Genomic DNA, 24,819 nt, shown 5'->3' on the forward strand with positions numbered 1-24,819 from the left:
CCTGCAATGAAATAGCGGTAAATGAGAGAGGTAAATATATCCAATTTTAATTAATATAAGAAAAAAGAACCTGGGGTAGGAGAGAAGATGCAGAATGTTAGAGTCTAAGAGAAGAGCCATTATATTTTTTGTTTTAGCCTTATTATTGGCCTTGATTGCTGGATTCCTTGTTTTGAAGAAGGTCCAGGCGCTCAATTCGGACCTTGGAACCATGGCCGAGGTATTCGTGGCGAGAGAAGATATTAGCTCAAGAACGCTCATTACGCCAAACAACATTAAGAAGGAAGAAATCCCACAGAAGTACCTTCGAAGCTATCATGTTGTAGATGTTAAGGAATTACAAAATAAAGTTTCTGTGGTGCCCTTGTCCAAAGGAGACATCATTACGAAAAACGTCCTGAAGCAATCCTCGGCAGTTGTGGAAGAGAATAATAGATTAATAACTCTCATGAGTTCGGATAGGGTCTTTTTTGATGAGCCTCTTGAGGCTTTGGATCGGGTAGACATCGTTGTTTCTCATACGTTTGATAGTGAGGAGAAGACGGAAATTTTCATGAAGGATGTCAAAGTCGCTCGTGTAGCGAAGCGGAAGAATGAGTTCCAAGGGGTACAGGTCGAAGTGCCACTTGAAAAAGCACCTGAGCTGATACATATGCAGAATTATTCGGATAGCGTACGAATCATCAAAGCGAACGTAGGCAAGGAAGAAATGAACCAAGGTGGAACACAAGGGGAAAAACCGACGGATGGCAAAGATACGATTCAGGTGCCGGCTAAACCGCCGGCGGTACAGCAGAAGCCTCCCGCTCAGCAGGAGAAGCCTGCAGCCAATCCAGCCCAGCCTGCCGCGAATCAGCCTCCTTCCCAGGAAAAACCCGCAACTGGCGAGAAGCCTCCCGGAACTTAAGGGGAATTAAGATAGGGTTCTATATTCATAGATAAGCATGTGACGGAGGAGACGGTATGAGTAAAGAGACAAAGCTGTTCATTATCGGTGAAGAGAATGGCTTATACAGTACGGTGAAAGAAGCGTTGACGGAATTTGAAGTTGTCTTTATCGAAGCGCAGAATTACCTGGCGGAGCTGAAAAGGCATGAACCGCACATAGCGATTGTGTTAAAAAATAGCTTTGAGTCGCCAGTGGACTTAATTCACTCCTTAATAAAGGAATTTCCGGCGGTGTCCATTTTATTCATACATGACTTGCAGGATTTTCAATTGCTGCGTGATGTCACAAGGGCAGGCGCCATGGATTACCTTGTTATTCCAGACGAAATCAATGTCCTGACAGACCGGGTTCGGGGCCTTGCAGCCCAGACAAGGACGAAGACAGAAGCTGCTGCTTCTGCGGGAAGCTTTAAACGGGGGAGAGGACAGGTGCTGGCCTTTTACAGCGGAAAAGGGGGAAGCGGCAAAACCTTCCTCAGCACCGCGTTTGCTCAGACATTGAAATTTGAATCAACCGCCCAAGTCATTTATATTGATTTGAACTTGCAATACGGCGGGGCAGAGACCTTTTTGGGAATCGACAGCAATCGCTCACTCATTGACCTGAAGCCGGTCATTCACGAGATCAACGAACACCATATCCGGAATGTCTCGGAGAAAGAAGGCTTCTCTAAGTTGGAAATTTTGATTAGCCCTAAAGATGCAGAACTGGCAGAGTCCGTAGATGAAGAATATATTATCCGCCTGCTTAGGGCCTGCCGTAGAAGTTACGACTTTATTATTGTCGACATCCCGTCGGCTATGGATGAACGAAGCTATGCCGTGTTGACAGAAGCGGATAAAATCTTTTATGTCATGAATTTGAATACCCCTTCCATCAAGGTGCTTAAGCACGTCGAGGAATTGTTCCAGCGTCTCGGCATCATCACCGAGGATCGGCTGGAAATTATCCTTAATGAAACAGGGAAGGAAAACGAGCTATCCAAGAAAGACATCGAAAGGTTTGTGAAATATCCCGTTCGGGCAGAGGTCCGACGCGATCATAAGGGTGTGCAAGCTGCCGTGAATCAAGGGAGACCTGTCCGGAAGGAACCAAAAGAGAAGAAGCTGATACCAGCAGCAAAGGATGTACAAAAATGGGTCGTTTCCATGTTGAAATAAAGGAATATGACTTTTTAATCCAGCTACAGCGCCTAGCCCCTCGAGGTCATAAGCCGGTTCCCTCCGGAGGGCAGGCCCGTCCTGCGGGCCCCGTCTTATGCTGGTCGGGGCTGCCCAAGGCGCTTCCGCATTTTGTTAAGGAGGTGAGATGATGTCGCTTTTCCAAAGAAAATCTACAGCCAAGCCAAGGCTTGAGGCAGTACCGGAAGTCGTAGAATCCTATGTGAATCCTTATATCGACGAATTGGTAGAGCATTACAAGACGAGGCTTTTGACTGAAACANTTAAGGAGGTGAGATGATGTCGCTTTTCCAAAGAAAATCTACAGCCAAGCCAAGGCTTGAGGCAGTACCGGAAGTCGTAGAATCCTATGTGAATCCTTATATCGACGAATTGGTAGAGCATTACAAGACGAGGCTTTTGACTGAAACAAACCTCGAACATTTAACAAGCTTGACCGAAGGGGAAAAACGCCTTCAGATTGAACGGCTGATTAACCAGTTCATGGCTGAGGAAAAGGTCGTCATCCCCCGCCATGAAAAGGATACACTGCTGTCGCGCCTGATTGATGAAAGCGTCGGCTTTGGCCCGCTTGAAGCTCTTTTGAATGACGACAGCATTACTGAAATTCTGGTGAATGGCCCTAAGGAAGTTTTCATTGAGAGGAATGGGCGGCTCGAGATGTCGGATGTATCCTTTCGTGATGAATCTCATGTTCGGCATATTATTGATCGGGTGGTTGCTCCGCTTGGACGCCGTGTCGATGAAAGCTCTCCGATGGTTGACGCACGGCTGCCAGATGGAAGCCGTGTCAATGCGGTCATCCCTCCCATCAGCCTGAACGGTACGCTCATATCTATCCGGAAATTTCGAAAAACGCCTTTTGAAATGAAGGATTTAATGGATTTCGGATCATTTACTGAAGAAATGTCTATTTTCATGCAGGCCATTGTGGAAGCGAAAATGAGCATTTTGATTTCAGGAGGAACAGGCAGCGGGAAAACCACCCTGCTCAATGCAGTGGCAAAAGCCATTCCTGTTCATGAACGTGTGATCACGATTGAAGATTCCGCGGAGCTTCGGCTTAATCGCGCAAGCGTGGTAGGGATGGAGGCCCGCCCTCCGAACGTAGAGGGCACCGGTGAAGTGACGATTCGCCAACTGGTCAAAAATGCTTTGCGGATGAGACCGGATCGTATCATCGTCGGGGAGGTCCGCGGCGCAGAAGCCTTTGACATGCTTCAGGCAATGAACACTGGACATGAAGGTTCCCTGACTACTGTCCATGCCAACTCGCCACAGGATGCCATCAACCGTGTCGAGGGGATGGTCGTCATGGCCGGGATGGATCTGCCAATACATATCATTCGTGAATACATCGTCGGTGCGCTTGATTTCATCATCCAAGCAGAACGCTTGAGCGATGGTTCCCGGAGAATTACGAATATCGCGGAAGTCTTTGTAAATGAGGCGGGAAAAATCGAGGTCAGCCCAATTTTTGAATTTAGGAGAACAGGAATTGGGGAAGGGGGCAAAGTGCTCGGAATCCATACAGCTACCGGGATTCGCCCAAGATGCCTCGATAAGCTGCGTGTATATGGAATCAATCTTGATGACAGCATGTTCGATCCGAAAGGAGGTGCAGGCATTGACCACAAGCATAGCTATACTTTATAGTCTTGCCGTCCTGCTTGGATTATGGGGGGGCTACTTCTTTCTAGGCTACCGCTCTCAGCAAAGGGAGTGGAAACACCGGGTTAATCAGTGGTTTCCTGAAGAAAGAAGGAAAAGTAAAATCAGTGTTCTCGGCGACAAGTTCGACCAATCCAAATCGGCAGAGCCGCTTGCACATAAACTGCAGAACGCCAATGTGGCCCTGCTCCCATCAGAGTATGTCGGTATTCACATCTTAGGTTTCCTTGCCCTGTTTGTTTTGCTTTTCAACATTTTTCGTGTCCCGCCGTTTGTCAGTATGCTTGTTTCGCTGTTGATTTTATACATTGCTCATTACTTGCTGTTTTTCATTCGGAAAAATAAATATGAAGAGCGCTTCAACGAGCAGCTTGCGGAAATATGCCGTTTGCTCGGCAATGCAGCGAGGTCAGGCCTCACTATCAACCAGGGGCTCGAAATAGTCGCCAGGGAAGTACCGGCGCCTGCCGGACCGGAATTTAGTAGGATTGTGAACGAGCTTAAACTGGGCGTTCCGATTGAAACCGCATTAAGGAGTGTCCAAAAGCGGAATAAGTCAAGGGAATTCCAGCTTTTCATCGCCACCATCCTGATTCAGAAAAAGACAGGCGGAAATCTGGCAGCGACACTTGAATCAATGGGACACACGCTTGAAGATCGGAAAGTACTGGCACAGACCATCAAAACAATGACCTCGGAGCAGCGCTACATCTCGCTCATTATCCCGGCGATGCCCATTTTTATCCTGCTCATGATGAATAACATCATTGAAGGCTTCACGGATCCCCTTTGGACCGGGCCGGGATTGATCATTTTGGTCCTCTTTCTTGCAGGGCTTCTGATCTCCTTTGTCCTGATCAGAAAAATCACGAACATTAAGGTGTAAATTATGGATGCATACATCATATTAGCTGTCATTCTGTTTTGGCTCATGTTTGGGCTCTCTCTCCGCCACTACTCATTGTACATCCGGGAGAAAAGAGTGCTGATCGAACACATTTCGAACGTCACCTACACAGATGCCTTCGAAAAGAAGGCGAAGAAGAAAAGCAGGCGGGCAGTCTGGTTTCAGAAGATGACGAAATACGCCGATGAATTTTCGGACCTCGGTCAGCGAATCAACTTTTTCAGCGAGAATGCCGATGTGGCGGAGTGGATCCGTAAGTCAGGCAATCCGTATCAGCTTACAGTCGAACGCTTTCAAGGCTTGAAGTTATTCCTGCTCGTTGTTGGTTTTTTTGCCGGCATGATTTCCTTAATTATCGGACTTCCGTTTTCGCAGTATGCAGTTATTTTCAATCCGCTTATTGGGTATTTCTTGCCGATCCTTATCATTCGCCAGCAGGCTAAAAAGAGGCAGGAAGCGCTCCGGAGGGATTTGCCGGATTTCCTGGATACCATTAGTACCAGCCTTCAGGCGGGCGTCAGCCTGGATCAAGCATTAAGGGAGGTGATCCGCTTCTTCGACGGACCGTTAAGGGAAGAGTTTTCGCGGTTCAACTATGAAATCGATCTTGGTGTTCCAAGGGAAACCGCCTACCGCAATCTGCTTCAAAGAAACGATAATCAAGAATTTCAGGGACTGATTAAGTCGCTTTTACAGGGCCTGAAACTAGGAGTGCCTATTGCGACGACCTTTAAGGTTCAAGCGGAGGACATGAGGCAGCTGCGAGAAGAGCAAGTGAAGGAGCTTGCTGCCAAAGCATCCCCGAAAGTAACCTTGGTTACCACATTTGTTGTAGCCCCTGTCTCCATCTTAATGATTGCTGGCCTAATGCTTTTGAACTTGATTTATGGAGAAAACAGTATTTTTAAATTATTTAATTTTTAATTATATGGAGGTAATGAAAATGAAAAAACTTACACAATGGTACGTAGCGGCATCAACGAAGCTTGAAAGCATGGTGCGTAATGAGCGTGGTTCCCAGACATTGGAATGGATTGGAATTGCAGCAGTTGTCGTAATCGTAGTCGGGCTTATTTCAACGGCATTTGGAGAAGATAAAGAATTCGGAAAATCTGTACTCAAGAAATTCACAGGCATGATTGACCAAATTGGCGGCGGAAAATAAGCCACTGGGGAAAGAGTCATTCACCTACAATTAACCTTGATCAGTTCCCAAAAGGAGTTCTAAATAGTGAAAAAGTTGTTGATGCTAATTCTCTTCGCCGCATCTATATCATTAACTGGATGTGTTGATAAAGAAGATAACGTAACAAAAAATGAAAAGCCTGCCGAGCAAAAGGCAAAGTCGGCCAGCAAACAGGATAAAGATGAAGCAGTAGGGAAGGAAGCAGACTCATTTTTTGCGGACTTGCCCAAGGTTCCAGAAACGACTGCCGAGCTGATTCATCAGCCAGCAGGCAAATTTGCCACGAAGGAAGTCCTGTCGGATGAGGTTGAAGCTGAGGTAATTAAAGAAATTAAAGATCTTCCTCCTCTTAAAGAAGAAGCAACGGAGGAAGATTATCAAAAATATTTTCAGTATGTTTATTCCTTGGTAGCTGAAGACTTTGACAATCCACAGGATTTAATCAGCAAATGGGAATTTTCGGCATCCGGGAATCCAGATATGCCGAATTCCAAGTATCAATTTAAAGAAAACTACAATGTAGAAGTAATCTTGGATTCAAGTGGCAGTATGGCACAAAAGATTGGCGGGAAGACCCGGATGGAACTCGCTAAGGAAGCGATCACAAATTTCCTTTCAAGCCTGCCTGAGGAAGCCAATGTTTCACTGAGGGTATACGGGCATAAAGGCACGGGAAAAGATTCGGATAAAGCGGCTTCTTGCGGAGCGATAGAACAGGTCTATGGGTTTTCAAAGTACGATGCAGGAAGTTTTACGGCTGCGTTGGACAAATTCAAGCCTAGCGGCTGGACACCCGTAGCAGAGTCCCTGGAATCATCTAAGAAAGCCTTTGGAAAATTCGATGGCAAAATAAACACAAATTTGATTTATTTGGTTTCAGACGGCATTGAAACGTGTGATGGCGACCCTGTGGCAGTTGCCAAATCCTTCGCGGATTCCAATATCTCCCCCATCATCAACGTCATCGGATTTGAAGCTGATCAAAAAGCTCAACAGCAGCTGAAAGATGTAGCGAAAAGCGCCAATGGCATATATACGACGGTCAATAGCCAGGAGCAACTGGAGCAAGAGTTTGAACGTGCACAGGAAGTCCTCGAAAAATGGGAGGAATGGAAAAACGATTCAATAAGGGATGCAGATGCTCAAAGGGTAGACAACAATTTCGATATTTTAGGCTTTTCCAACGATTGGGGCTACAAACAGGATACCCAAAGGCTGAACGTGAACCATTTGCTTTATATTCTTAAGGATGAAAAGAAAATTACTCACAACCAGATGGAAAAACTGAGAGGAATTAGTTTTAAGCACGATGAACTCGTTCAAAATGCTCAGGATGAAATCAATGAGACTCTCAAGGAGCTTAACCTTAAGAGTATAGAAGAGCTGAAGAAGCAGATTAATGAAAAATATAATTCTAGCACTCAAAATTAGGATTTCGATGTGGCAGCATACCAGATTGACTGGCGTGGTCCACATCGTTCCTTTCCAATCCTTTTCTGCCTTCCTCCCCCGTGGACGATTCAAGTTACAGTTCTACTAAGAAAATGATCGGGAAGGAAGCCTGTTGGGGTATGTTTTTGAGGTTTGCAGTTAGAAATCAACTGATTGTTCTTTTTAAGAAAAAACACAAAGTGAGGACTTCTAAGTAATTTACTGCACATGTGGTGAAAGTGGGGAGGACAGTGCAAAAAAAGCTAATAGGTAAACTGGCTGCCATTTTTGCGATAGCTATCGTGATCTTTCAATCGTTTTCCGTTCCAATCCTAGCGGCCACCATCAAACCGTGGAGCGGGAATCCTTGGACAGGGGACCCATGGAAGGGAAATCCCTGGAGTGGAAGCGAACTGAAATGGGAGGGTAACCCGTGGGAGGGGCAAGGTACAAAAGGGAATTCATGGACAGGAAATCCTACAGATCCTGGGAACCCTTGGGCTGGTACAGATTGGTCCAGCACCCCATGGTATCTTGACCCATGGTCTGCAGAGGGCTGGACAGCTAATGGTTGGAATGGAAATGGATGGAATAGCGACAGCTGGACAGCTAACGGCTGGAACGCAAATGGGTGGACTGCTGACAGCTGGGCGGCTAATGGCTGGAACGCAAATGGATGGACTGCTGACAGCTGGGCAGCTAATGGTTGGAACGCAAATGGATGGACTGCTGCCAGTTGGACAGCCAATGGCTGGAATGCAAACGGATGGACCGCCAACGGTTGGACATCTAATGGTTGGAACGCAAATGGATGGCAAGGCAATATTCCGGGAACTGGCGGCGGATGGTCCGGAAACAGCTGGAATGTGTCTCCTAACAATCCCGGAGGGGCCAACACAGGGAATGCCCCTATTCCTTTTGTGGATAGGAATAATGCCGGATTCATGCCATATACACTGCCAAATCCTTCAGGCAAGAATGGTGAAGGCCCTTACAGTGGGTATGACTGGTTCAAATTCGGCATAAAAGACGTCGGCTCTGGCTCTTATTTACTTATGAAGGAACAACAAATCGATTTTTCCAATTTAAAGAAATCAAGTCCCCAATCAAAGGATTTTTATCTGGAACTATTAAAATCCTCTTATAAATTTTCCGCTAAAGATATAGACTTTCTCGAAGCGGGACCTGCTGGACTCGATGTGCCAAAGACTTTCTTGGATTACAAAACTAACTTAAGTAATGCAAATACCGCCTATGGAGTTGAGCTTAACAAAGTTGCGCTGGGATTAGCGAACCCCCAGGATGTTATTAATAAATTCAAAGACACCAACCTAGCAGCAATAAGAGGTCAAATCCTAACGGCAGGACAACAAGCTTTTAATCGAGCAGCTCAATTTAAGAATCTAGCGCCTTTAGGAAAGTTAAATGTTGTCTCTTCTGCTGTAAGTGCAGGATTTTCTGGAATCGATACAGGAAAAAACATTTGGGATTTACAAAAAGCGAAAAATTCAGCAGAAAAACTAACGGCGGGTTCCAGTTTGAACCAGAGTTCAGGTGAATTTCTGAAGACTGTAGGGACAGGTATTGCCGTGTTTCCTGGCGGACAGGTCGTTGGGGGTGCATTAATTTCTGCCGGGGCTGCCCTATGGGCAGGAGGGAATGTAGTGAAACACTGGAATACAATCAAAAATGCTCCTGGGAATCTGGCGAATAAAGCAAAAAATGGATGGAGGAAATTGAAATCCTGGTTTTCCTGACTTCTATTGAGCAACAACGCCAGAATTTATGTTACTTGATTTTGCAGAAAAAAATAAAAAGGTTCCTAGAAAGGTTATGCATACATGTGTCTGCGATCGTTCGAACAAGAAGAAATTTATAAAGAAAACCGGAGGCTTCAGAAGAAGCTGAATGGCAAGAAGTTTAAAGACAAGAAAGCGGCAGTTGAGGAGAAGGATTTAAGATGATTCTTTCATTCAAAGATGCGTTCAGGTTATATACAGGAAGGTTCGAGGGAGTGCTGCTGCTCTCCCTTACCATCGTCTTGCCGCTATTGCTGGGCATTTGGTATTTGAATAATATTGTTTACTTTTTTGTGTTTGACGAATTTACCTCTGCGATTGCCGATTTTTATTACATCTTCCTCACTTTGTCAGTCCTGATGATTGCTCAAGTTCCGTTCATCGAGATGGTGAAGAGCTATGCTGAGGAGGGAGAATATAAGTATAGGAATATCTATTATGTATTCTTCACTACCGCCTTTTCCATTTTCTTGTTTGCTATCGCGGTTTCTTTAGCGGCAACGGTAGGAACTATTTTCTTTATCATTCCGGGCCTCATCCTGCTGGTTTTCTTTTTTACAGCACCTTATGAAGCTGTTATGAGTGGCAAGTCAATCTGGAAATCAATAAAGCCCTCTTTCGCTTTTGCGAAGAAGAAATTCTTCTCGCTGCTTTCCATTATTTTGTTGATTTCTCTAGTGGAAATCATCATTGGATGGATTGGCATGTATGTGATTTATTCCGTCACGGCCTCGCTGCTCGCCCAGATCACTGTGCAAATGCTGTTGAACCTCGTTTTTTTTCCATTCCTCAGCATTTGGATAGCTTACTACTATCTGTCCTGGAAGGAGGGGCATCAACTTGCTCCTGAAGTTCACTAGCATCATCAGAGACTCGATTTATTCAAGCCGGGCAGCCAGCATACTGAAAGAAGATAGGGGATCGTCGACCATTGAGTTCCTCGGGATCTTGCCGATTGTCATTATCGTCCTATCCGTTATGTGGCAGATGATTGTCGGTGTTCATGGGGTGGTAGTTGCCCAATCGGCTGTCAATGAAGCGGCAAAAGTCTATTCCATTACAGAGGATGCAGTGGAAGCGAGCAAAGCCGCCGAAAACATCGTTTCGACGGCAAGCGGGTATTTAAGCCTTTCGGGAGCGCCAATTGAAGGAACGGGAGACTATGATCCGAAATTTACAGCCAAGGTGAATGTCGACATCAAGCTCGTGTTCCTTCCGAAGAAGCTGTTTGGCGGCACGATTCCTTCGGTCACCTATACAACTGAAGCCACAGGCCGGGTGATTAAATGAGTAGGGTAAAAGAACTGCTCAAGCAGGAGGACGGCAATACAGCCCTTTTCCTGATTGGGATGATTGGAATCCTGATGATCATGTTCGTCTTTGTCTTCAACCTCGCCCAGGTGTTCGCCGTAAAGGAACAGGCAAACACGACTGCACAGCAGGCAAGCCTCGCAGCAACCTCTGTTCTCTACAACAGGGTTTGGGAAAAGATCAAGGACCATTCGGATGTGCCTGCCCCTGTGCCTTTGCCTGTGCCAGTTATTTTAGAATCCATCGAAGAAAAAGTGGATAAAAGAATACTAGATTTGAATAGTAACCCACGCTTTTCAAAATTCAGCGGAAATGAAATCCGTCTTGAAGCGATAGACCAGGTTGTAACAGAGGAACTGGAAAAGCCACAAGGAAGAATTTTCTTGAAACCAAAAATAGAAGCAGAACTGCCATATGCCTTAAGTGAAATGGAAGATGCTGTTAGAGAAACTATAGTGGCCAATGGGGGAAATACATCGGAGGCTAAGCTGTTCATAAAAAATAATCAGATTCATGTAAAAGCGTCCAATACCGTGGAAGGGACAGCATATGGGAAGTTTTTCGGTGATTTAAAGGAAAAGCTTTTCCAGGAATCTGCCGGCCCAGAAGTGAAATTTCTCGAAAAATTCCCTGGATACGACGGTTATGAAACCCCAATTCATTAAAAGGTGTGGAGAGGCAAGATGAATTCGGAATAATAACGTGAATCAAATTTAACGCAAGAAGAAGAGAGGAAGCTTGATTTCCCCGGTATCAAGCTTTCTCCTGCATATATGGACAGCCCGACTATTTTAGCCCAGTAAAATAATATTTAGAGAAGGATTGGAGGTTGTGGTGTGCACAAACGCCTGAGAAGGATTGCTGCTGTATTGTCCATTTCCTTAATTTTGGCTATTGGAATGATGCCAGTGGCTACTTTTGCTGAAGTGAAGCCTTGGAAAGGGAACCCGTGGGAAGGTACCCCCTGGGAAGGGAACCCGTGGGAAGGGGAAACATGGGAAGGTAATCCAGGTGAACATCCTGGAGGAAGCGGTTGGGACGATATAGACTCGAAAACTCCCGATCCCAAGGGAGGCGGCAATGGGGCAGGGGACAATGGAGACCCTGCAAATCCTGGTGGCACAGGGCCGAATGGCCAAGATTCAGCCAATCCTGGAGGAACAGGACCGGGTGGAGTGGATCCGAACAATCCTAACGGGACTCCGGGTGGAAATACAGGCCCGTGGACGTCTGGGCAAAATGGCGATGGTCCTGAAGGGAACGGGCCTTGGGCTCCCGGCCAGGAACCAGGGGCTCCTGGAATACCCGAATTTGGCCCCAACAGCCCCTACCAACAGAGCAAACTAGAGGGCTGGCAATTTTATGCCGGTAAAATTGGCGGAATCGGTTTCACATCGGCAACCAGCTTTTTAGCTTATAAAAATGGCCATCGTTTGCTGAGAGTTATAGACGGCGCGACAGGACAAACGACAAACTATCTCGTAACCGGAACGAACAAACTGACGGTTCCGGCCAATGCTCCCTGGTATAAAAAAGCGACCGTGCCTGTACAGAATTTCCTGATGGATATAGGCCGAAAAGGCAAGAAGGTGAAGGATGCCTCTGTCAAAAAGACATTTAATCTGCTGCCGGGTAAGAAAGAATTAAGGGTGCTTCCGGTAAAAAACCATTATGTAAACCCGGGGGCTGCTTTTAAGCATACCCTTTCAAAAGCGGGCGGATGGGCCATCAATGGTGGTTTTGCCATCTATGGTGCCTATAAGCAGCATGGCTTTGGGAATACCGATTTTGCAGCAACAGCCATTACGGAAACTGCCTTCAGCGTTGGTGCTGCCGCAGCGGGTTCCGCCCTCGGAGCTATGGCAGCTGGTGCGGTGGCAGGATCTGCGGTGCCCATTGTCGGAACGATTGTTGGTGCCGTAGCAGGTGTCGCCATAGGAATTGCGCTTGAAACCAATGTGGGCAGGAAAGTCAAAGACTTTGTCCGTACAAATTTGAAAAAAGGATTAGACGCAGGGGTTTCCCTGGCGAAAAAAGGCTGGTCAATGGTCAAGGGCTGGTTTGGTGGTTAATTGCAGCCCTGCTCCAACACCCAATCCAGTTCAGGAGGTCTATCATGGGTTTATCAAGGTTGTTTGTCGCGATTTGTACTGGAATATTCCTTTCAGCCGGTTTTGGCTTGGTTGCGTTTTATCTTCCGATTTTAAATAATCTTTTTGGGGTAGTGATTTGCCTGGCGGCTACTTATATGGCCGCCGGGCTGCTCAGTGCCTGGGCTTGGGACTCGGGCCCTTATATGGCAGCCACGATTACGGGAGCTGTGGTCTGTTTATTCAATTATTTTTTCATGGTCCTTCTCGTGGCGGGGGATATGATTTTCACCCCCGACATCTTTGGCCTCTCTCTCGTATTGGCCATTATGTTCTGCAACCTGGGTGCCTTGTTTTTTAAAAGTAGAAAGAGAAAACGAGAGGGGGCCACTGCATGGCATTAAATACCTATCCAGCGGTGGAAGATGAGGAGCTTTATCAAGGGAGTTTCTTAAGGCCGCGTATCCGCATGACTCCAGTATGGCTGACTGTTCTCTTAAGCTTCTTAACCATAGGAATTTATTTCCCTTACTGGCTGCTTAACAGGGGGGACGAGGTGAATAGGCTTGCGGGAAAAAAAATCATACATAAATGGGCTCCATGGCTCGTATTAATTTTGTATTCTGTTTCCGCGCTGGTTTTTATGATTGGACCGTTTTTCCTTAATGAAATTGCCATCATGCTTTATGAGTATATCGATAACTTAATTACTGTCTTTGGGGTTTCGTGCATTATCTGGTATTCTTTTAGAATAAGAGAAGTGCTGATGGAAAAGATGGAGGATGAATCAATTAATGGCATCTTGACCTTTTTTCTCACCATTTGGTACTTGCAGCATAAAATCAACAAGATGGAATGATGATAAACTATTACAATCGTGACTATTTCTGGAGGTGCCGAAATGAATTTAGGACCGTACCGGGAGGACCCGCTTGCGAACAATGTCATCCCATTTGCAATATTTCCTCTCATCAGTATTTTTTCCTTTATGTTCTATCCGGATAAAAGTGATACTGCTGTAATAGTCGGCATCATCGCCGGATTGGTGATGGTTGCCGCCTCTGTAGTTACGAAAGTGAAGAAACTCCAATATTATCTCAATTGGCGGTTGGGAATGGTGCTGTTATTCACCGATTCCATGATGCTCTTCTTTGCGTTGACTATCGCCAGGGCCTACGGCAAACTCCTTCCCGGCATACTATTGCTGTTACTAATGCTGACCGTAATTGTATTAAGCCATAAATTTGCCGAAACATTATTGGATGAAATCCATTCTCCCAAGACTAAATTTGGTAAAGGGCTTATCTTGATTGGAACTGTCGGAAGCGGTGTAGGGGCAATGATTGGCTATATTTCTACCCAGACTATTGGCGTGCATATCGCCGGCCCGGTCGGATTCGCAGTTATGCTCATCGTCGTGGGCATCATTCACGCCCGCTTCCAGCTTGTGGCCATCGAAAAAAAATACGAAGCCTTCGACAGGTAGATTCTGCCCTCGAAGGTTTATTCGTTTGTTGGGGAGATTTAATGAATAAACACTACTTTAAGTTAGCTGCTTTTATGTTTTGTTTCATAGTATTAACTGGCTGCCAGCAGGATAAGAAAGAAGCCAAAAAACCGGCCAAGGAAGAACAGACGGTAAAAGCGGAGGAAAAAGAAACCCCCAAGCAGCCAGATGTAAAGGATAGTGAGTTTGGTTCAGATGTTCCCGAACTACCTGCCAATCTTGAAGAAGCCCTCAAGTATCCTGCTGGGAAATTTTCTGCCAAAAAAGCCCAGGACTTGGATCAGGAGATTAAATCTGAATTAAGTACAGTTCCGAATCTCCCTGAAAATGCGGATATGGAACAATACGATAAGCTCATCAAGTATCTGTATTCCCTTTACAAGAGGGATTATAACGATCCGAGGGAAGTGTTAAAGGCCCTGCAGGTTGGTGCGATGCCGGCTTCCCAGGGTGCTGCGGGTGAAAAAAGGGTATATAATGTTGAAATTATTCTCGATTCCAGCGGAAGCATGGCAAATAAAATGGGATCAAAAACCCGGATGGAGCTGGCCAAGGAAGCAATCCGTAAGTTCGCCGCATCCCTGCCGAAGGAAGCCAATATCAGCCTCCGTGTGTATGGGCATAAAGGAACAGGGGCCGAAAAAGATAAACAGCTTTCCTGTGATTCCAATGAGCTGGTTTACAGCCCGCAATCCTTCAATGCATCCGAACTTGACACAGCGCTTGGAAAATTCAAGCCAGCTGGGTGGACGCCTCTTGCCGGGGCAATCAAGGCGGCCCAAAATGACCTTGCAGCCTACAAAGGCAAAGAGAATAAAAACATCATTTATGTTGTCAGTGACGGAATTGAAACTTGCGGAGGGAACCCGGTTACAGCCGCGGAAAGCCTGAAGGCTTCTGGAATTGACCCGGTAGTGAATATCATCGGGTTCGACGTGAATGCAAAAGATGCCCATCAGCTGCAGAGCATTGCAAAAGCAGCTGGCGGTGTATATAAGAATGTTCAAAACCAGGACCAGCTTCAGAATGAGTTCCAAAAATCAATTCAAGAGTCATTGGATTGGATTAATTGGAAGAGTAAAGAATCGCTAAATGCGCTGACCAAATCGAATAATCAAATGCTCGATATTTATGGACTTACGAATGAATGGAGAGCAAAAATCCGCCAAGAACAGTATTTAGTCCAGTTTTCTCTCGTAGAACTGGATTTGCAAGGTAAAATTACAAATAGTCAAAGTTATCGAATCTTTGAGCGGGCAAAGGTATTTTTCAACAAGGAGATTGAGCTTGTAGATGAATTGGAGAAAACACTCATTCAGTCCACCAAACAGGATTTGGATACGACTTTAAAGCAAATCGATAGTATTTATGGGGAAAATGTCTCGCAGAATTAAAGGGATGGGCACCCAGAACATAAAAAATAAACGAACCAGGCTGTCAGGGGATTGCCGGGCAGCCTGGTTTATTTTAATAATGCTGATGGTTGGTTCTCGTACTAGCCCTGTAGGCATCAAGCAAAATGACGACGGCGGAAATCATATGCATGACCATGCCGACAAACGGAATCCATCCAATCACCGAAGTAATAAAACCAATAATATTCCCTGTCTTGCTTTCATCTTCCCTGACCGCAAACACAATCGTGACAATATGCAGGATGGCCATCAGAAATAAAGGCGTCCAGGACGTTGAAACAATGATAATGCCACCGAGGAAAGGAATTCCCAACAGCGCCTCAAGGCCGCCAGTGACCCATTTTAAGATGGTTGAAGTGCTCACTTTTGTTTCCCCTCTTTCCATTTGTTTAACTATTCTTTACGAATCAATTCTTTAAAAAGATTCATAATACCCGACTTTCTTAAGCTCTTTCCATGACAATGAATTCAATGGCTCCCCTGTAAAAACGCATCGATTCCTCGAACCCCACATTCCGGTAAAGGCGGACAGCCCTTTCATTAAAAGCCGCCACTGTTAGTCGGAAGAGTACCCCGTGAAGCTTAACTTGTAAATAGCCAAGGATACGTGTAAAGAAGGCGAAGCCGAACCCATTTCCAGTCAACTCAGGTTTCATTCCGAGTCCAATATCAATGAAGCCGTCGGAATAAGCTCCCATTTCTGCCCCCGCTGGCACCTGTGCCGACTCTCCTATACAGAAAAATCCAATCAGTTCGCCATTCGAGTTCAATACAGCGTAATAAGGGAGTTCCATTAACTCCTCTATTCCTTCAGAAGAAGCAGAACTGTTGTAAAAATCATACGGAGGTTCATACTTCCAGCTTGCAATTTGGGAGGCATACTCCTCACTCATTTTATTAATTATTAGGTCCATGCTATTTATCTCCCAATTCTTTAACTTTTTTTAAATAATTTGAAACTTTTTACCATTCATTTTCGTCAAATAATGACGGGGTTTCTAACATATTTAGTTAGAATACAGGTATTTGACAGAATATATAGAATTGTTTTTATATGTTAAACTTACTATAGGTCTTGAGAAACTTCAATCTATGAAAGCGGGAGGAAGAAAATGTCGCGTGATATTATGAACCTTAATATTGAAAGAATATTAGCAAATATTGAGAAAGTCATGACTGGGAAAAGGAAGGTCGCCGAATTAAGCCTTGTTGCTTTGCTTGCAGAGGGCCATGTCCTGCTAGAGGATGTGCCGGGGGTAGGGAAAACGATGATGGTCCGGGCATTAGCAAAATCGGTTGGAGCCACATTCAGGAGGATTCAATTCACTCCTGACTTGCTGCCATCGGACGTGACGGGCGTATCGATCTATAATCCGAAAGAACTGGAATTCCAATTCCGGCCGGGTCCGATTATGGGCAATATTATCCTCGCGGATGAAATTAACCGGACATCGCCGAAAACCCAGTCCGCCCTACTAGAAGGAATGGAGGAAAGCAGCGTCACCATCGACGGTGTTACCCATCGGCTTGAGAAACCATTTTTCGTTATGGCGACCCAGAATCCGATTGAATATGAAGGAACCTATCCGCTCCCGGAAGCACAGCTTGACCGGTTCCTGCTTAAAATGAAAATGGGGTATCCGGAAATTCATGAAGAAATGGAAGTCCTCAACCGTGCGCAAAAAACCCCTCCAATCGAAGAACTGGAGCCAGTTGTCAGCCTTGAAGAACTAAGGGCGCTCCAATACGAAATTAAGAATGTGTTTGTTGAGGATACAATCAAGCGGTATATCGTGGATATTGCCAATCGGACAAGAATCCACGAAAACGTTTATCTTGGGGCAAGCCCGCGCGGCTCCATCGGCCTCATGAAGGCAGCACAGGCATACGCCTTTATATGCGGACGTGACTTTGTCCTTCCGGATGATATCCAATATCTGGCTCCGTATGTCCTTTCCCATAGGATCATCCTTAAATCTGAAGCGAAATTCGAAGGCATAACTGCTGAGGAAATCATCAGCCGGATTGTCGCAAGGGTGCCGGTGCCGGTTCAAAGGCTTGTGAAGTAAATGAAGGAAAAATTTCGCGCAATTAAACATATGTGGAAGCTGGTTATCCTAATCCTTCTTATCGCCATTGCGTTCAGCTACGCAATGTTTCAGGGGGGATTTGTCAGCTGGTTTCTTTTCTACAGTTTTCTTCCTTTCGCCGCCTATTCGCTAGCTGTAGCTTTTTATCCGGTCCAGGATGGCATTAAAGCGGAAAGGCGATTGCCAAAGCTGGAATTTGTTGCGGGCGAGCCGTTGAAAGTACGTACCATTTTAAAAAGGGAAAGGGCATTCCCGCTCTTCTACCTGCTTGCAGAGGAACAGATTGGCGGTTCGCTGAGGCATGCCGTCCCAAAAGAGAAAACCAAAGCTTTGCTTTTTCCGGGACTTTCCAAGGAAATCGTATTTGACTATACAATTGATGAATTGCCCCGCGGCGAGCATGCGTTCCAAGCAATAAAGCTCAAAACCGGGGACTTGCTTGGCCTGATTGAAAAGGAACAAAACTCCGATTCGGAAGACAAAATACTTGTTTATCCGGCATACACGGAGTTAGTATACCGCCCTTTTGAAAATCACTATGACCAGGGAGCCGCCGCCTCTAGAGAAAGGGTCCAACGGGATACGACGATGGCAATCGGAGTCAGGGATTATCAGCCGGGCGACCGCTTTTCATGGATTAATTGGAAAGCTTCGGCAAAACGGAATGAAATCATGACAAAGGAATTTGAGCAAAAGCAGTCACACGACGTGCTTATTGTTATGGATTGTGTCCCGGACCGCCGTTTTGAAGGAATCGTTGCCTTTACAGCTTCCATTTCCAGGGCCATTTTGAAAAAAGGGGCGCAGGCGGGGTTGCTTTCGGTCAGCAAAGAAAGGATAGCGTTCCCGGTCAGGGGAGGGGAAACTCAGCTTCAGCAAATCTTTTACCATCTGGCAAAAGTGCAGCCGGCCTGTCCAGTTGCGATTGATACCGTTCTCGAGGCGGAAACATTTTTTTCGGGCCAGAATATGACGATGATGATTGTAACCTCACACCTCACTAGGGCACTGATAGAGAAAGCCGGCATGCTTGGCCATAAGAAGGGGATGGTCACGGTGTTTTTGATTAAAGATGAAAAAGAATCCCCGACGAATGAGGAACTGGCGTTGAAAGCAATGGGGATCACCCGCGGTGTAAGGATCATACTTGTGCATGAGAATCAATTTGATTCGGCATTCTCGGAGGTGAGCCTGCGATGAATGAAAAGAGGGCTAAACTTGACTTGAGCGCATTGCTCCTCTACGGATTTGGTTTCCTGCTCATTTGGGAATGGCTCAGGCCGCTTGATGAACTGACGGATACGGATAATATGGAAGTCTTCATTATTTTCCTGGTCATCGCGTTTGCATCATCAATCTTCCAGCTTGGGAGAATACTGCAATTTTTTATTAAAGGCTTTTATATCCTATATGCCATTTATAGGTTTTATTTTGACGGCAGTTTTTTCAGTGTTGGTTGGCTGGGGGATTTGGCCGCTGATATAAAGGTGAATGTTGGACTTCTTTTTAGCCAGGATTACCAGCAGCTGACCAATGTCTTCCGGACCATTTTATTCTTCATCCTTCTGTGGCTCATGGTTTACCTTATTCAATATTGGCTGTTGAACAAGCGCCGGATTTTTGTGTTTTTTTTGATGACAATTATCTATATCACAGTCCTGGATACGTTCACGACATATAAAGGGGATGGGGCAATTGTCAGGACAGTGATTGCCGGATTCGCCGTTATGGGGATGCTGACATTTTTCCGGCTTATAGGCAGTGAACAGTCCAGACAAGGAAATAGGCATACCCGGAAATGGGCGGTTGCGCTGGCGGGGATGATCGCTTTCAGCACAGCGGTAGGATTTGCCGCTCCAAAAGCGGCCCCGGTCTGGCCTGATCCTGTGCCATTCTTAAAATCGTTGAATGAAAATGCCGGAAGCGGGACAGGCGGCGTTTCGCGAATCGGGTACGGGGAGAATGATTCCCGACTCGGAGGCCCTTTTTTGCCGGATAATACGGTTGTCTTCCGGGCGGATGCTGAAAGACGCCATTATTGGCGTGTGGAAACGAAGGACGTTTATACAGGGAAAGGATGGATTCTGTCCCAAATCGTAAATGGGGGCATCGGCTTTACATACGATGACCCAGTTCCCCTCGAGGGGTATCCGGAAAGTGTGAAGAAAGAGGAATATACTGAGAGAGTTTTTACGTATTTAAAATACCCTCACTTAGTTTATCCTCTAGGAATCAAAAAAATAATGGCGAAAGGACAGGTGACCTTCCGCCTCAATACCGCTACAGAAAAAATCCAGGCGATGGAACCGTGGAACGAGCCGGCCATCCTTGAAAATTATAGTTTTATTTATGATGAGCCCGCATTTAAATTGGATGAATTGAGATGGGCGGACGGATCGGATTATGGCGGAGTCGATGAGGAATTCATTAAGCGTTATACACAGCTGCCGGAATCGCTGCCGTTACGGGTAAAGGAACTTGCTAATGAGATAGCTGGAGAAAAGACAAATTGGTATGACAAAGCAAGGGCCATCGAGAATTATTTCGACCGCAGCGAATTTACGTACGACCAGAAAAATGTTGCGGTACCGGGCAATAATGAAGACTATGTCGACCAGTTCCTGTTCGATACAAAAACGGGATACTGCGATAATTTTTCGACTTCAATGGTCGTCATGCTCAGGAGCCTAGACATTCCGGCCCGGTGGGTAAAGGGGTATACGCACGGGGAGCTGAAGTCAGTCGGTGATGGGGACTCAAAGAAAAAGCTTTATGAAGTAACCAACAACAATGCCCATTCCTGGGTCGAAGTGTTCTTCCCGAATTTGGGATGGATTCCGTTTGAGCCAACAAAAGGGTTTTCAAATAATATTCAAATCGATTATGAAACGACAAACAACCCTTCAAACAATCCGGTTACACCTGGTTCTCAGCAAAATGACCCGAACCAGCCGGATCGCCCAAATAAACTGGAAGAGATTGACCCAATCCCGAACCAGCAAAAAACGGAAACAAATGTTTTGAAGGAAATTAAACTATTTTTCAAAAATGAATGGAAAAAGTTTGCCGTTGGCGTCTTAGCCTTAGTTGCCTTGATTTGGGCCGCATACAGCAAGCGTGGAAGGTGGCTTCCGTATTATTTAATATACAGATACAAGCTCACCCGCAAAGATGAGCAATTCGGAAAAGCATATCTAACTCTTTTGAAACAGCTTCAGCGGTACGGCCTGCCGAGGAAGGACGGACAGACGCTTAGGAATTACGCGGGCTATGTAGATTCCTTCTTCTCGACAAAGGAAATGGGGAAGCTTACATCAAAGTACGAACATTTCCTTTACAGAAGGGAAATGCCTGAAGGAACGTGGCAAGAAACAAAACAATTGTGGGAAAATTTAATTAAAAAAACAATCTCTTGACCAGTAAATTGCGTACAGGTAAAATCTAAAGATAATAAAATAACGAATCTGTACAAACCCTTCATATATCCTCGATAATATGGATCGAAAGTTTCTACCGGGCCGCCGTAAATGGCCCGACTATGAAGGCAGCAATTTCGGGAGTTGTTTTGCTTAAAAATCGGAATTCTGCCTTCTTTTTTGTGGAAAAGGGGCAAGTCCGATTTTTTTTATTGCGAAAAAGTTTTATGTATATACTAATAGATGAGAAAGAGGTGGAGAACTTGTCTGGTAAAACAGAACTTCATGAACAGGAATTGATTGTGGTTCTCGATTTCGGGAGCCAGTACAACCAATTGATTACGAGAAGGATCCGGGAATTTGGCGTGTACAGTGAACTGCATCCGCATACCATTACAGCGGAAGAAATCAAGGCGATGAATCCGAAGGGGATTATTTTCTCCGGAGGCCCGAACAGTGTGTACGATGAAAATTCGTTCCGCTGTGATGAGAGAATATTTGAACTCGGCCTTCCTGTACTCGGAATTTGCTATGGCATGCAGCTGATGGCCGTCCATTTCGGCGGAAAAGTCGAAAAGGCCAAAAACCGAGAGTATGGCAAGGCGGCAATCGCTGTCCTAAATGAAACAGCTTTGTTCAAAGGATTGCCTGAAAGCCAGGTCGTCTGGATGAGCCATGGCGACCTCGTTACTGCTGTTCCGGCTGGTTTCACGGCGGATGCAGACAGTCCTTCATGCCCAATTTCCTCCATGAGTGATGAAAGCAGAAAATTATATGGTGTTCAATTCCATCCGGAAGTACGCCATTCGGTCCATGGGAATGAATTGCTAAAGAACTTTGTCCTCGGAGTTTGCGGCTGCAGCGGCAACTGGTCGATGGAAAACTTCATTGAAATCGAAATGGAAAAAATTCGCCAGACAGTAGGCGACAAAAAAGTCCTTTGCGCACTGAGCGGCGGTGTTGATTCTTCGGTAGTCGCAGTTCTTATCCATAAAGCGATTGGAGACCAGCTTACCTGTATTTTTGTTGACCATGGCTTGCTGAGAAAAGGCGAGGCCGAGCAGGTTGTCAAAACTTTTGCCGACGGTTTCCATATGAATGTTATTAAAGTGGACGCGCGTGATCGGTTCATGGAGAAGCTCAGTGGCGTTTCAGATCCCGAGCAAAAGCGAAAAATTATCGGCAATGAATTCATCTATGTGTTCGATGATGAATCGCATAAACTTGAAGGCATTGAATTCCTTGCACAAGGAACCCTTTATACGGATATCATCGAAAGTGGTACAGCAACTGCCCAAACAATCAAATCGCACCATAATGTCGGAGGCCTTCCGGAGGATATGCAGTTTAAGCTTATTGAGCCGCTAAGTACCCTCTTTAAGGATGAAGTGCGCGCATTGGGCACCGAGCTTGGCATACCGGATGAAATTGTCTGGAGGCAGCCGTTCCCTGGCCCGGGACTCGGCATCCGTGTCCTTGGCGAAATTACAGAGGACAAGCTGGAAATTGTTCGTGAATCCGATGCGATTTTGCGTGAGGAAATTCGAAATGCCGGACTCGAGCGCGAAATCTGGCAATACTTCACTGTCCTTCCGAATATCCGCAGCGTCGGGGTTATGGGAGATACAAGGACATACGACTACACAATCGGCATTCGGGCCGTTACTTCCATTGACGGGATGACTTCGGATTGGGCACGTATACCATGGGATGTACTTGAGACCATTTCAACAAGGATCGTAAATGAGGTCCCTCATGTGAACCGCGTCGTGTATGACATTACATCCAAGCCGCCTGCTACAATCGAGTGGGAATAAAAGGGTGAATTGGTCGAACGAAGCGCCAAAATTTTTGTCGAATGTTCGTGTTTTGTGTTGACGTTGGGATTTGCAGCTGTTAAAATGACAACGTAATGATTATGTATATTTTCTTTTGCTTCGTATAATACTGGGGATATGGCCCAGAAGTTTCTACCGAGCTGCCGTAAATAGCTTGACTACGAAGTGTGTAAGAATAAAGGGCTTTTTCCGTCCGTTTATTCATGCATGCTTCATGTCAGCGCTCCGGCAACTTGTGCCGGGGCGCTTTTGTGTTCCTGGATTTAGAGAGAGCTTGCGAAAAGCCAAACCAATTATCTAGGGGGATTTATATGAAGAAGTATTTTATGTTTGAGGAGCTTGGAACGAATTATCGCCGCGAAATTATCGGCGGATTAACCACATTCCTGGCAATGGCTTACATTCTTGTAGTCAACCCACTGATATTAACACTCCAAAATGTTGATGGGCTTCCTGATGAAGTCCGAATGAACCATGGAGCAGTATTTGTTGCAACTGCCCTTGCAGCTGCTGTAGGTTCGATTATCATGGGTTTGATCGGAAAATACCCGATAGCTCTCGCGCCGGGGATGGGCCTTAATGCGTTTTTTGCCTATTCGGTAGTCCTCGGGCACGGAGCTTCGTGGCAGCACGCGCTGGCCGCTGTATTCATTTCAAGTGTTTTTTTCCTATTGCTGACCATTTCTGGGTGGCGTGAAAAACTCATCAATGCCATACCAGTTGAACTCAAATACGCGGTTGGTGCCGGTATCGGATTGTTCATCACCTTTGTTGGTTTAATAAATGCAAAAATCATTGTTAAAAATGATGCAACACTCGTTGGCCTTGGCCACTTGGGAAATCCTGAGACGCTTTTGGCAATCTTCGGCCTATTAATTACTGTTGTGATGATGATTAGAGGTATTAATGGGGCGGTCTTTTATGGAATGATCGTTACCGTTATTGTAGGTATTGCATTTAATCTTATCGACCCTCCTTCGAAAATTGTCGATGCGGTCCCGGACATTTCGCCAACATTCGGCGCTTTGTTCACTTCCTTTAATGATAGTTCGTTTTATACAGCCGCAATGCTCGGTATAATCCTGACTTTCCTTTTCGTTGATTTCTTTGATAACGCTGGTACGCTTGTGGCTGTCGCCAACCAGGCCGGTCTGATGAAAGAGAACAAGCTTCCCCGCGCTGGCCGCGCTCTGTTTGCTGACTCGATTGCATCAATGGTTGGATCTATCTTTGGTACATCAACCACAACGTCCTACATCGAATCGAGTGCCGGGGTTGCAGCAGGTGCCAGGTCCGGATTTGCAGCACTAATTACTGCGGGGTGCTTTATCCTGGCGCTCTTCTTTTATCCACTGCTATCGATCGTAACAGCGCCGGTAACAGCTCCAGCATTGATCATTGTCGGCGTCCTGATGGTTTCATCCATTGGGAATATTGATTGGAAACGGTTTGAAATCGCTGTTCCTTCGTTCCTGACAATCATTACAATGCCGCTATCCTATAGCATTGCAACAGGAATCGCGGCAGGATTTATCTTCTACCCGATTACAATGCTTGTTGCAGGCAAAAGAAAAGACATACATCCAGTCATGTACGTGTTTTTCGTCATCTTCCTTCTATATTTTATGTTCCTTACAGAATAGGGACTCTAGAAAAGGATTGGCCCGTGCGGCCAATCCTTTTTGAATGCACTGATATACAATAGAAGAAAGCGGAGAAACAGTGCTGTTGAAAAATTATCAGGAATAAATTGGAAACATAAACTTTGTTGACGAATGCAAAGTACGGTGATATTATTATAAAACACCGAAGCGGCTATCGCTGTTTACTGTTTTGTAAAAAATAAATGGTTGACAGTCGGATGGTTGCCAGGTATACTAAGAAAGTTGCTTAATCAGCAAACTTCAAAGCTGATAAGGTTTTGAAAAAAAGTTGTTGACAAAGCAATTTGAAAATGTTATACTAGAATAGTTGTTTTAATCGACATTGTTCCTTGAAAACTAAACAAACAAGCGTCAACAAACAATA

General features: G+C 45.5%; 25 protein-coding genes and 2 riboswitches. Of the genes, 23 read left to right on the forward strand and 2 right to left on the reverse strand.

Annotation, left to right across the window (positions count from 1 at the left end; all coding sequences use genetic code 11):
- The first annotated feature begins 94 nt into the window (after window positions 1–94).
- The 18 genes from RB160_RS23310 (at window position 95) to RB160_RS23395 (ending at window position 15,426) form a co-directional block, all read left to right on the forward strand.
- Window positions 95–907, forward strand: coding sequence for an SAF domain-containing protein (locus tag RB160_RS23310; RefSeq protein WP_316572846.1), 813 nt, complete (start codon window positions 95–97; stop codon window positions 905–907).
- A gap of 56 nt (window positions 908–963) precedes the next feature.
- Window positions 964–2,109, forward strand: a complete 1,146-nt coding sequence (locus tag RB160_RS23315) for a CpaE/TadZ family protein (protein WP_316572847.1) — start codon at window positions 964–966, stop codon at window positions 2,107–2,109.
- A gap of 300 nt (window positions 2,110–2,409) precedes the next feature.
- Window positions 2,410–3,786, forward strand: a complete 1,377-nt coding sequence (locus RB160_RS23320; protein ID WP_316572848.1) for a TadA family conjugal transfer-associated ATPase — start codon at window positions 2,410–2,412, stop codon at window positions 3,784–3,786.
- Window positions 3,758–4,687: a type II secretion system F family protein gene (locus RB160_RS23325; protein ID WP_316572849.1), complete on the forward strand. Its 930-nt coding sequence runs from the start codon at window positions 3,758–3,760 to the stop codon at window positions 4,685–4,687. The genes RB160_RS23320 and RB160_RS23325 overlap by 29 nt, the downstream gene beginning before the upstream one ends.
- A 3-nt stretch (window positions 4,688–4,690) precedes the next feature.
- A complete protein-coding gene (locus RB160_RS23330; RefSeq protein WP_316572850.1) occupies window positions 4,691–5,632 on the forward strand; it encodes a type II secretion system F family protein in 942 nt (313 codons plus the stop codon).
- Window positions 5,633–5,651: 19 nt separating this feature from the next.
- A complete protein-coding gene (locus RB160_RS23335) occupies window positions 5,652–5,873 on the forward strand; it encodes a hypothetical protein (RefSeq protein WP_316572851.1) in 222 nt (73 codons plus the stop codon).
- A 66-nt stretch (window positions 5,874–5,939) separates the two neighbouring features.
- Window positions 5,940–7,325 carry a VWA domain-containing protein gene (locus RB160_RS23340; protein WP_316572852.1) on the forward strand — a complete coding sequence of 462 codons (1,386 nt, stop codon included), beginning with the start codon at window positions 5,940–5,942 and terminating at the stop codon, window positions 7,323–7,325.
- A gap of 567 nt (window positions 7,326–7,892) precedes the next feature.
- A complete protein-coding gene (locus RB160_RS23345; protein WP_316572853.1) occupies window positions 7,893–8,351 on the forward strand; it encodes a hypothetical protein in 459 nt (152 codons plus the stop codon).
- The gene (locus tag RB160_RS23350) at window positions 8,270–9,082 is read left to right on the forward strand and encodes a hypothetical protein (RefSeq protein WP_316572854.1); all 813 of its coding nucleotides are present in this window, start codon (window positions 8,270–8,272) and stop codon (window positions 9,080–9,082) included. The genes RB160_RS23345 and RB160_RS23350 overlap by 82 nt, the downstream gene beginning before the upstream one ends.
- Window positions 9,083–9,166: 84 nt before the next feature.
- The gene (locus RB160_RS23355; RefSeq protein WP_316572855.1) at window positions 9,167–9,289 is read left to right on the forward strand and encodes a hypothetical protein; all 123 of its coding nucleotides are present in this window, start codon (window positions 9,167–9,169) and stop codon (window positions 9,287–9,289) included.
- Window positions 9,286–9,984 (forward strand): hypothetical protein, encoded by a 699-nt coding sequence (locus RB160_RS23360; RefSeq protein ID WP_316572856.1) that lies wholly within the window; start codon window positions 9,286–9,288, stop codon window positions 9,982–9,984. Before RB160_RS23355 ends, RB160_RS23360 begins: the two co-directional genes overlap by 4 nt.
- The gene (locus RB160_RS23365) at window positions 9,965–10,414 is read left to right on the forward strand and encodes a TadE/TadG family type IV pilus assembly protein (RefSeq protein WP_316572857.1); all 450 of its coding nucleotides are present in this window, start codon (window positions 9,965–9,967) and stop codon (window positions 10,412–10,414) included. Before RB160_RS23360 ends, RB160_RS23365 begins: the two co-directional genes overlap by 20 nt.
- Entirely contained in the window at window positions 10,411–11,100 is a 690-nt protein-coding gene (locus RB160_RS23370; protein WP_316572858.1) for a Tad domain-containing protein, read from the forward strand. Before RB160_RS23365 ends, RB160_RS23370 begins: the two co-directional genes overlap by 4 nt.
- Before the next feature lie 171 nt (window positions 11,101–11,271).
- Complete coding sequence (locus RB160_RS23375; RefSeq protein ID WP_316572859.1) at window positions 11,272–12,507, forward strand: ICP22 family protein; 1,236 nt, start codon at window positions 11,272–11,274, stop codon at window positions 12,505–12,507.
- A gap of 44 nt (window positions 12,508–12,551) precedes the next feature.
- Window positions 12,552–12,929, forward strand: coding sequence for a hypothetical protein (locus RB160_RS23380; RefSeq protein ID WP_316572860.1), 378 nt, complete (start codon window positions 12,552–12,554; stop codon window positions 12,927–12,929).
- Window positions 12,920–13,384 (forward strand): DUF4234 domain-containing protein, encoded by a 465-nt coding sequence (locus tag RB160_RS23385; protein ID WP_316572861.1) that lies wholly within the window; start codon window positions 12,920–12,922, stop codon window positions 13,382–13,384. Before RB160_RS23380 ends, RB160_RS23385 begins: the two co-directional genes overlap by 10 nt.
- Before the next feature lie 42 nt (window positions 13,385–13,426).
- A complete protein-coding gene (locus RB160_RS23390; RefSeq protein WP_316572862.1) occupies window positions 13,427–14,011 on the forward strand; it encodes a hypothetical protein in 585 nt (194 codons plus the stop codon).
- Window positions 14,012–14,052: 41 nt separating this feature from the next.
- The gene (locus RB160_RS23395; RefSeq protein ID WP_316572863.1) at window positions 14,053–15,426 is read left to right on the forward strand and encodes a vWA domain-containing protein; all 1,374 of its coding nucleotides are present in this window, start codon (window positions 14,053–14,055) and stop codon (window positions 15,424–15,426) included.
- A gap of 73 nt (window positions 15,427–15,499) precedes the next feature.
- On the opposite strand, the gene RB160_RS23400 is transcribed toward RB160_RS23395, so the two are convergent.
- Both RB160_RS23400 and RB160_RS23405 read right to left on the reverse strand, forming a co-directional pair.
- Window positions 15,500–15,811, reverse strand: coding sequence for a hypothetical protein (locus RB160_RS23400; RefSeq protein WP_316572864.1), 312 nt, complete (start codon window positions 15,809–15,811; stop codon window positions 15,500–15,502).
- A 79-nt stretch (window positions 15,812–15,890) separates the two neighbouring features.
- Window positions 15,891–16,361: a GNAT family N-acetyltransferase gene (locus tag RB160_RS23405; RefSeq protein ID WP_316572865.1), complete on the reverse strand. Its 471-nt coding sequence runs from the start codon at window positions 16,359–16,361 to the stop codon at window positions 15,891–15,893.
- Window positions 16,362–16,559: 198 nt separating this feature from the next.
- On the opposite strand from RB160_RS23405, the gene RB160_RS23410 reads away from it, so the two are divergent.
- From RB160_RS23410 to RB160_RS23430, 5 genes are all read left to right on the forward strand, one after another.
- Complete coding sequence (locus RB160_RS23410; protein WP_316572866.1) at window positions 16,560–17,516, forward strand: AAA family ATPase; 957 nt, start codon at window positions 16,560–16,562, stop codon at window positions 17,514–17,516.
- Window positions 17,517–18,737, forward strand: coding sequence for a DUF58 domain-containing protein (locus tag RB160_RS23415; protein WP_316572867.1), 1,221 nt, complete (start codon window positions 17,517–17,519; stop codon window positions 18,735–18,737).
- Window positions 18,734–20,953, forward strand: a complete 2,220-nt coding sequence (locus tag RB160_RS23420; protein WP_316572868.1) for a transglutaminase TgpA family protein — start codon at window positions 18,734–18,736, stop codon at window positions 20,951–20,953. The genes RB160_RS23415 and RB160_RS23420 overlap by 4 nt, the downstream gene beginning before the upstream one ends.
- A 41-nt stretch (window positions 20,954–20,994) precedes the next feature.
- A riboswitch (purine riboswitch) is annotated at window positions 20,995–21,096 on the forward strand.
- Window positions 21,097–21,216: 120 nt separating this feature from the next.
- On the forward strand, window positions 21,217–22,770 hold the full coding sequence (guaA, locus tag RB160_RS23425) for a glutamine-hydrolyzing GMP synthase (protein ID WP_316572869.1): 1,554 nt from the start codon (window positions 21,217–21,219) through the stop codon (window positions 22,768–22,770).
- A 100-nt stretch (window positions 22,771–22,870) separates the two neighbouring features.
- Window positions 22,871–22,972, forward strand: a riboswitch (purine riboswitch).
- Between the two features lie 130 nt (window positions 22,973–23,102).
- Window positions 23,103–24,434: an NCS2 family permease gene (locus RB160_RS23430; protein ID WP_316572870.1), complete on the forward strand. Its 1,332-nt coding sequence runs from the start codon at window positions 23,103–23,105 to the stop codon at window positions 24,432–24,434.
- Window positions 24,435–24,819 lie beyond the last annotated feature (385 nt).

Source organism: Neobacillus sp. YIM B06451 (assembly GCF_032667185.1).
Taxonomy (GTDB): Bacteria; Bacillota; Bacilli; order Bacillales; family Cytobacillaceae; genus Bacillus_D.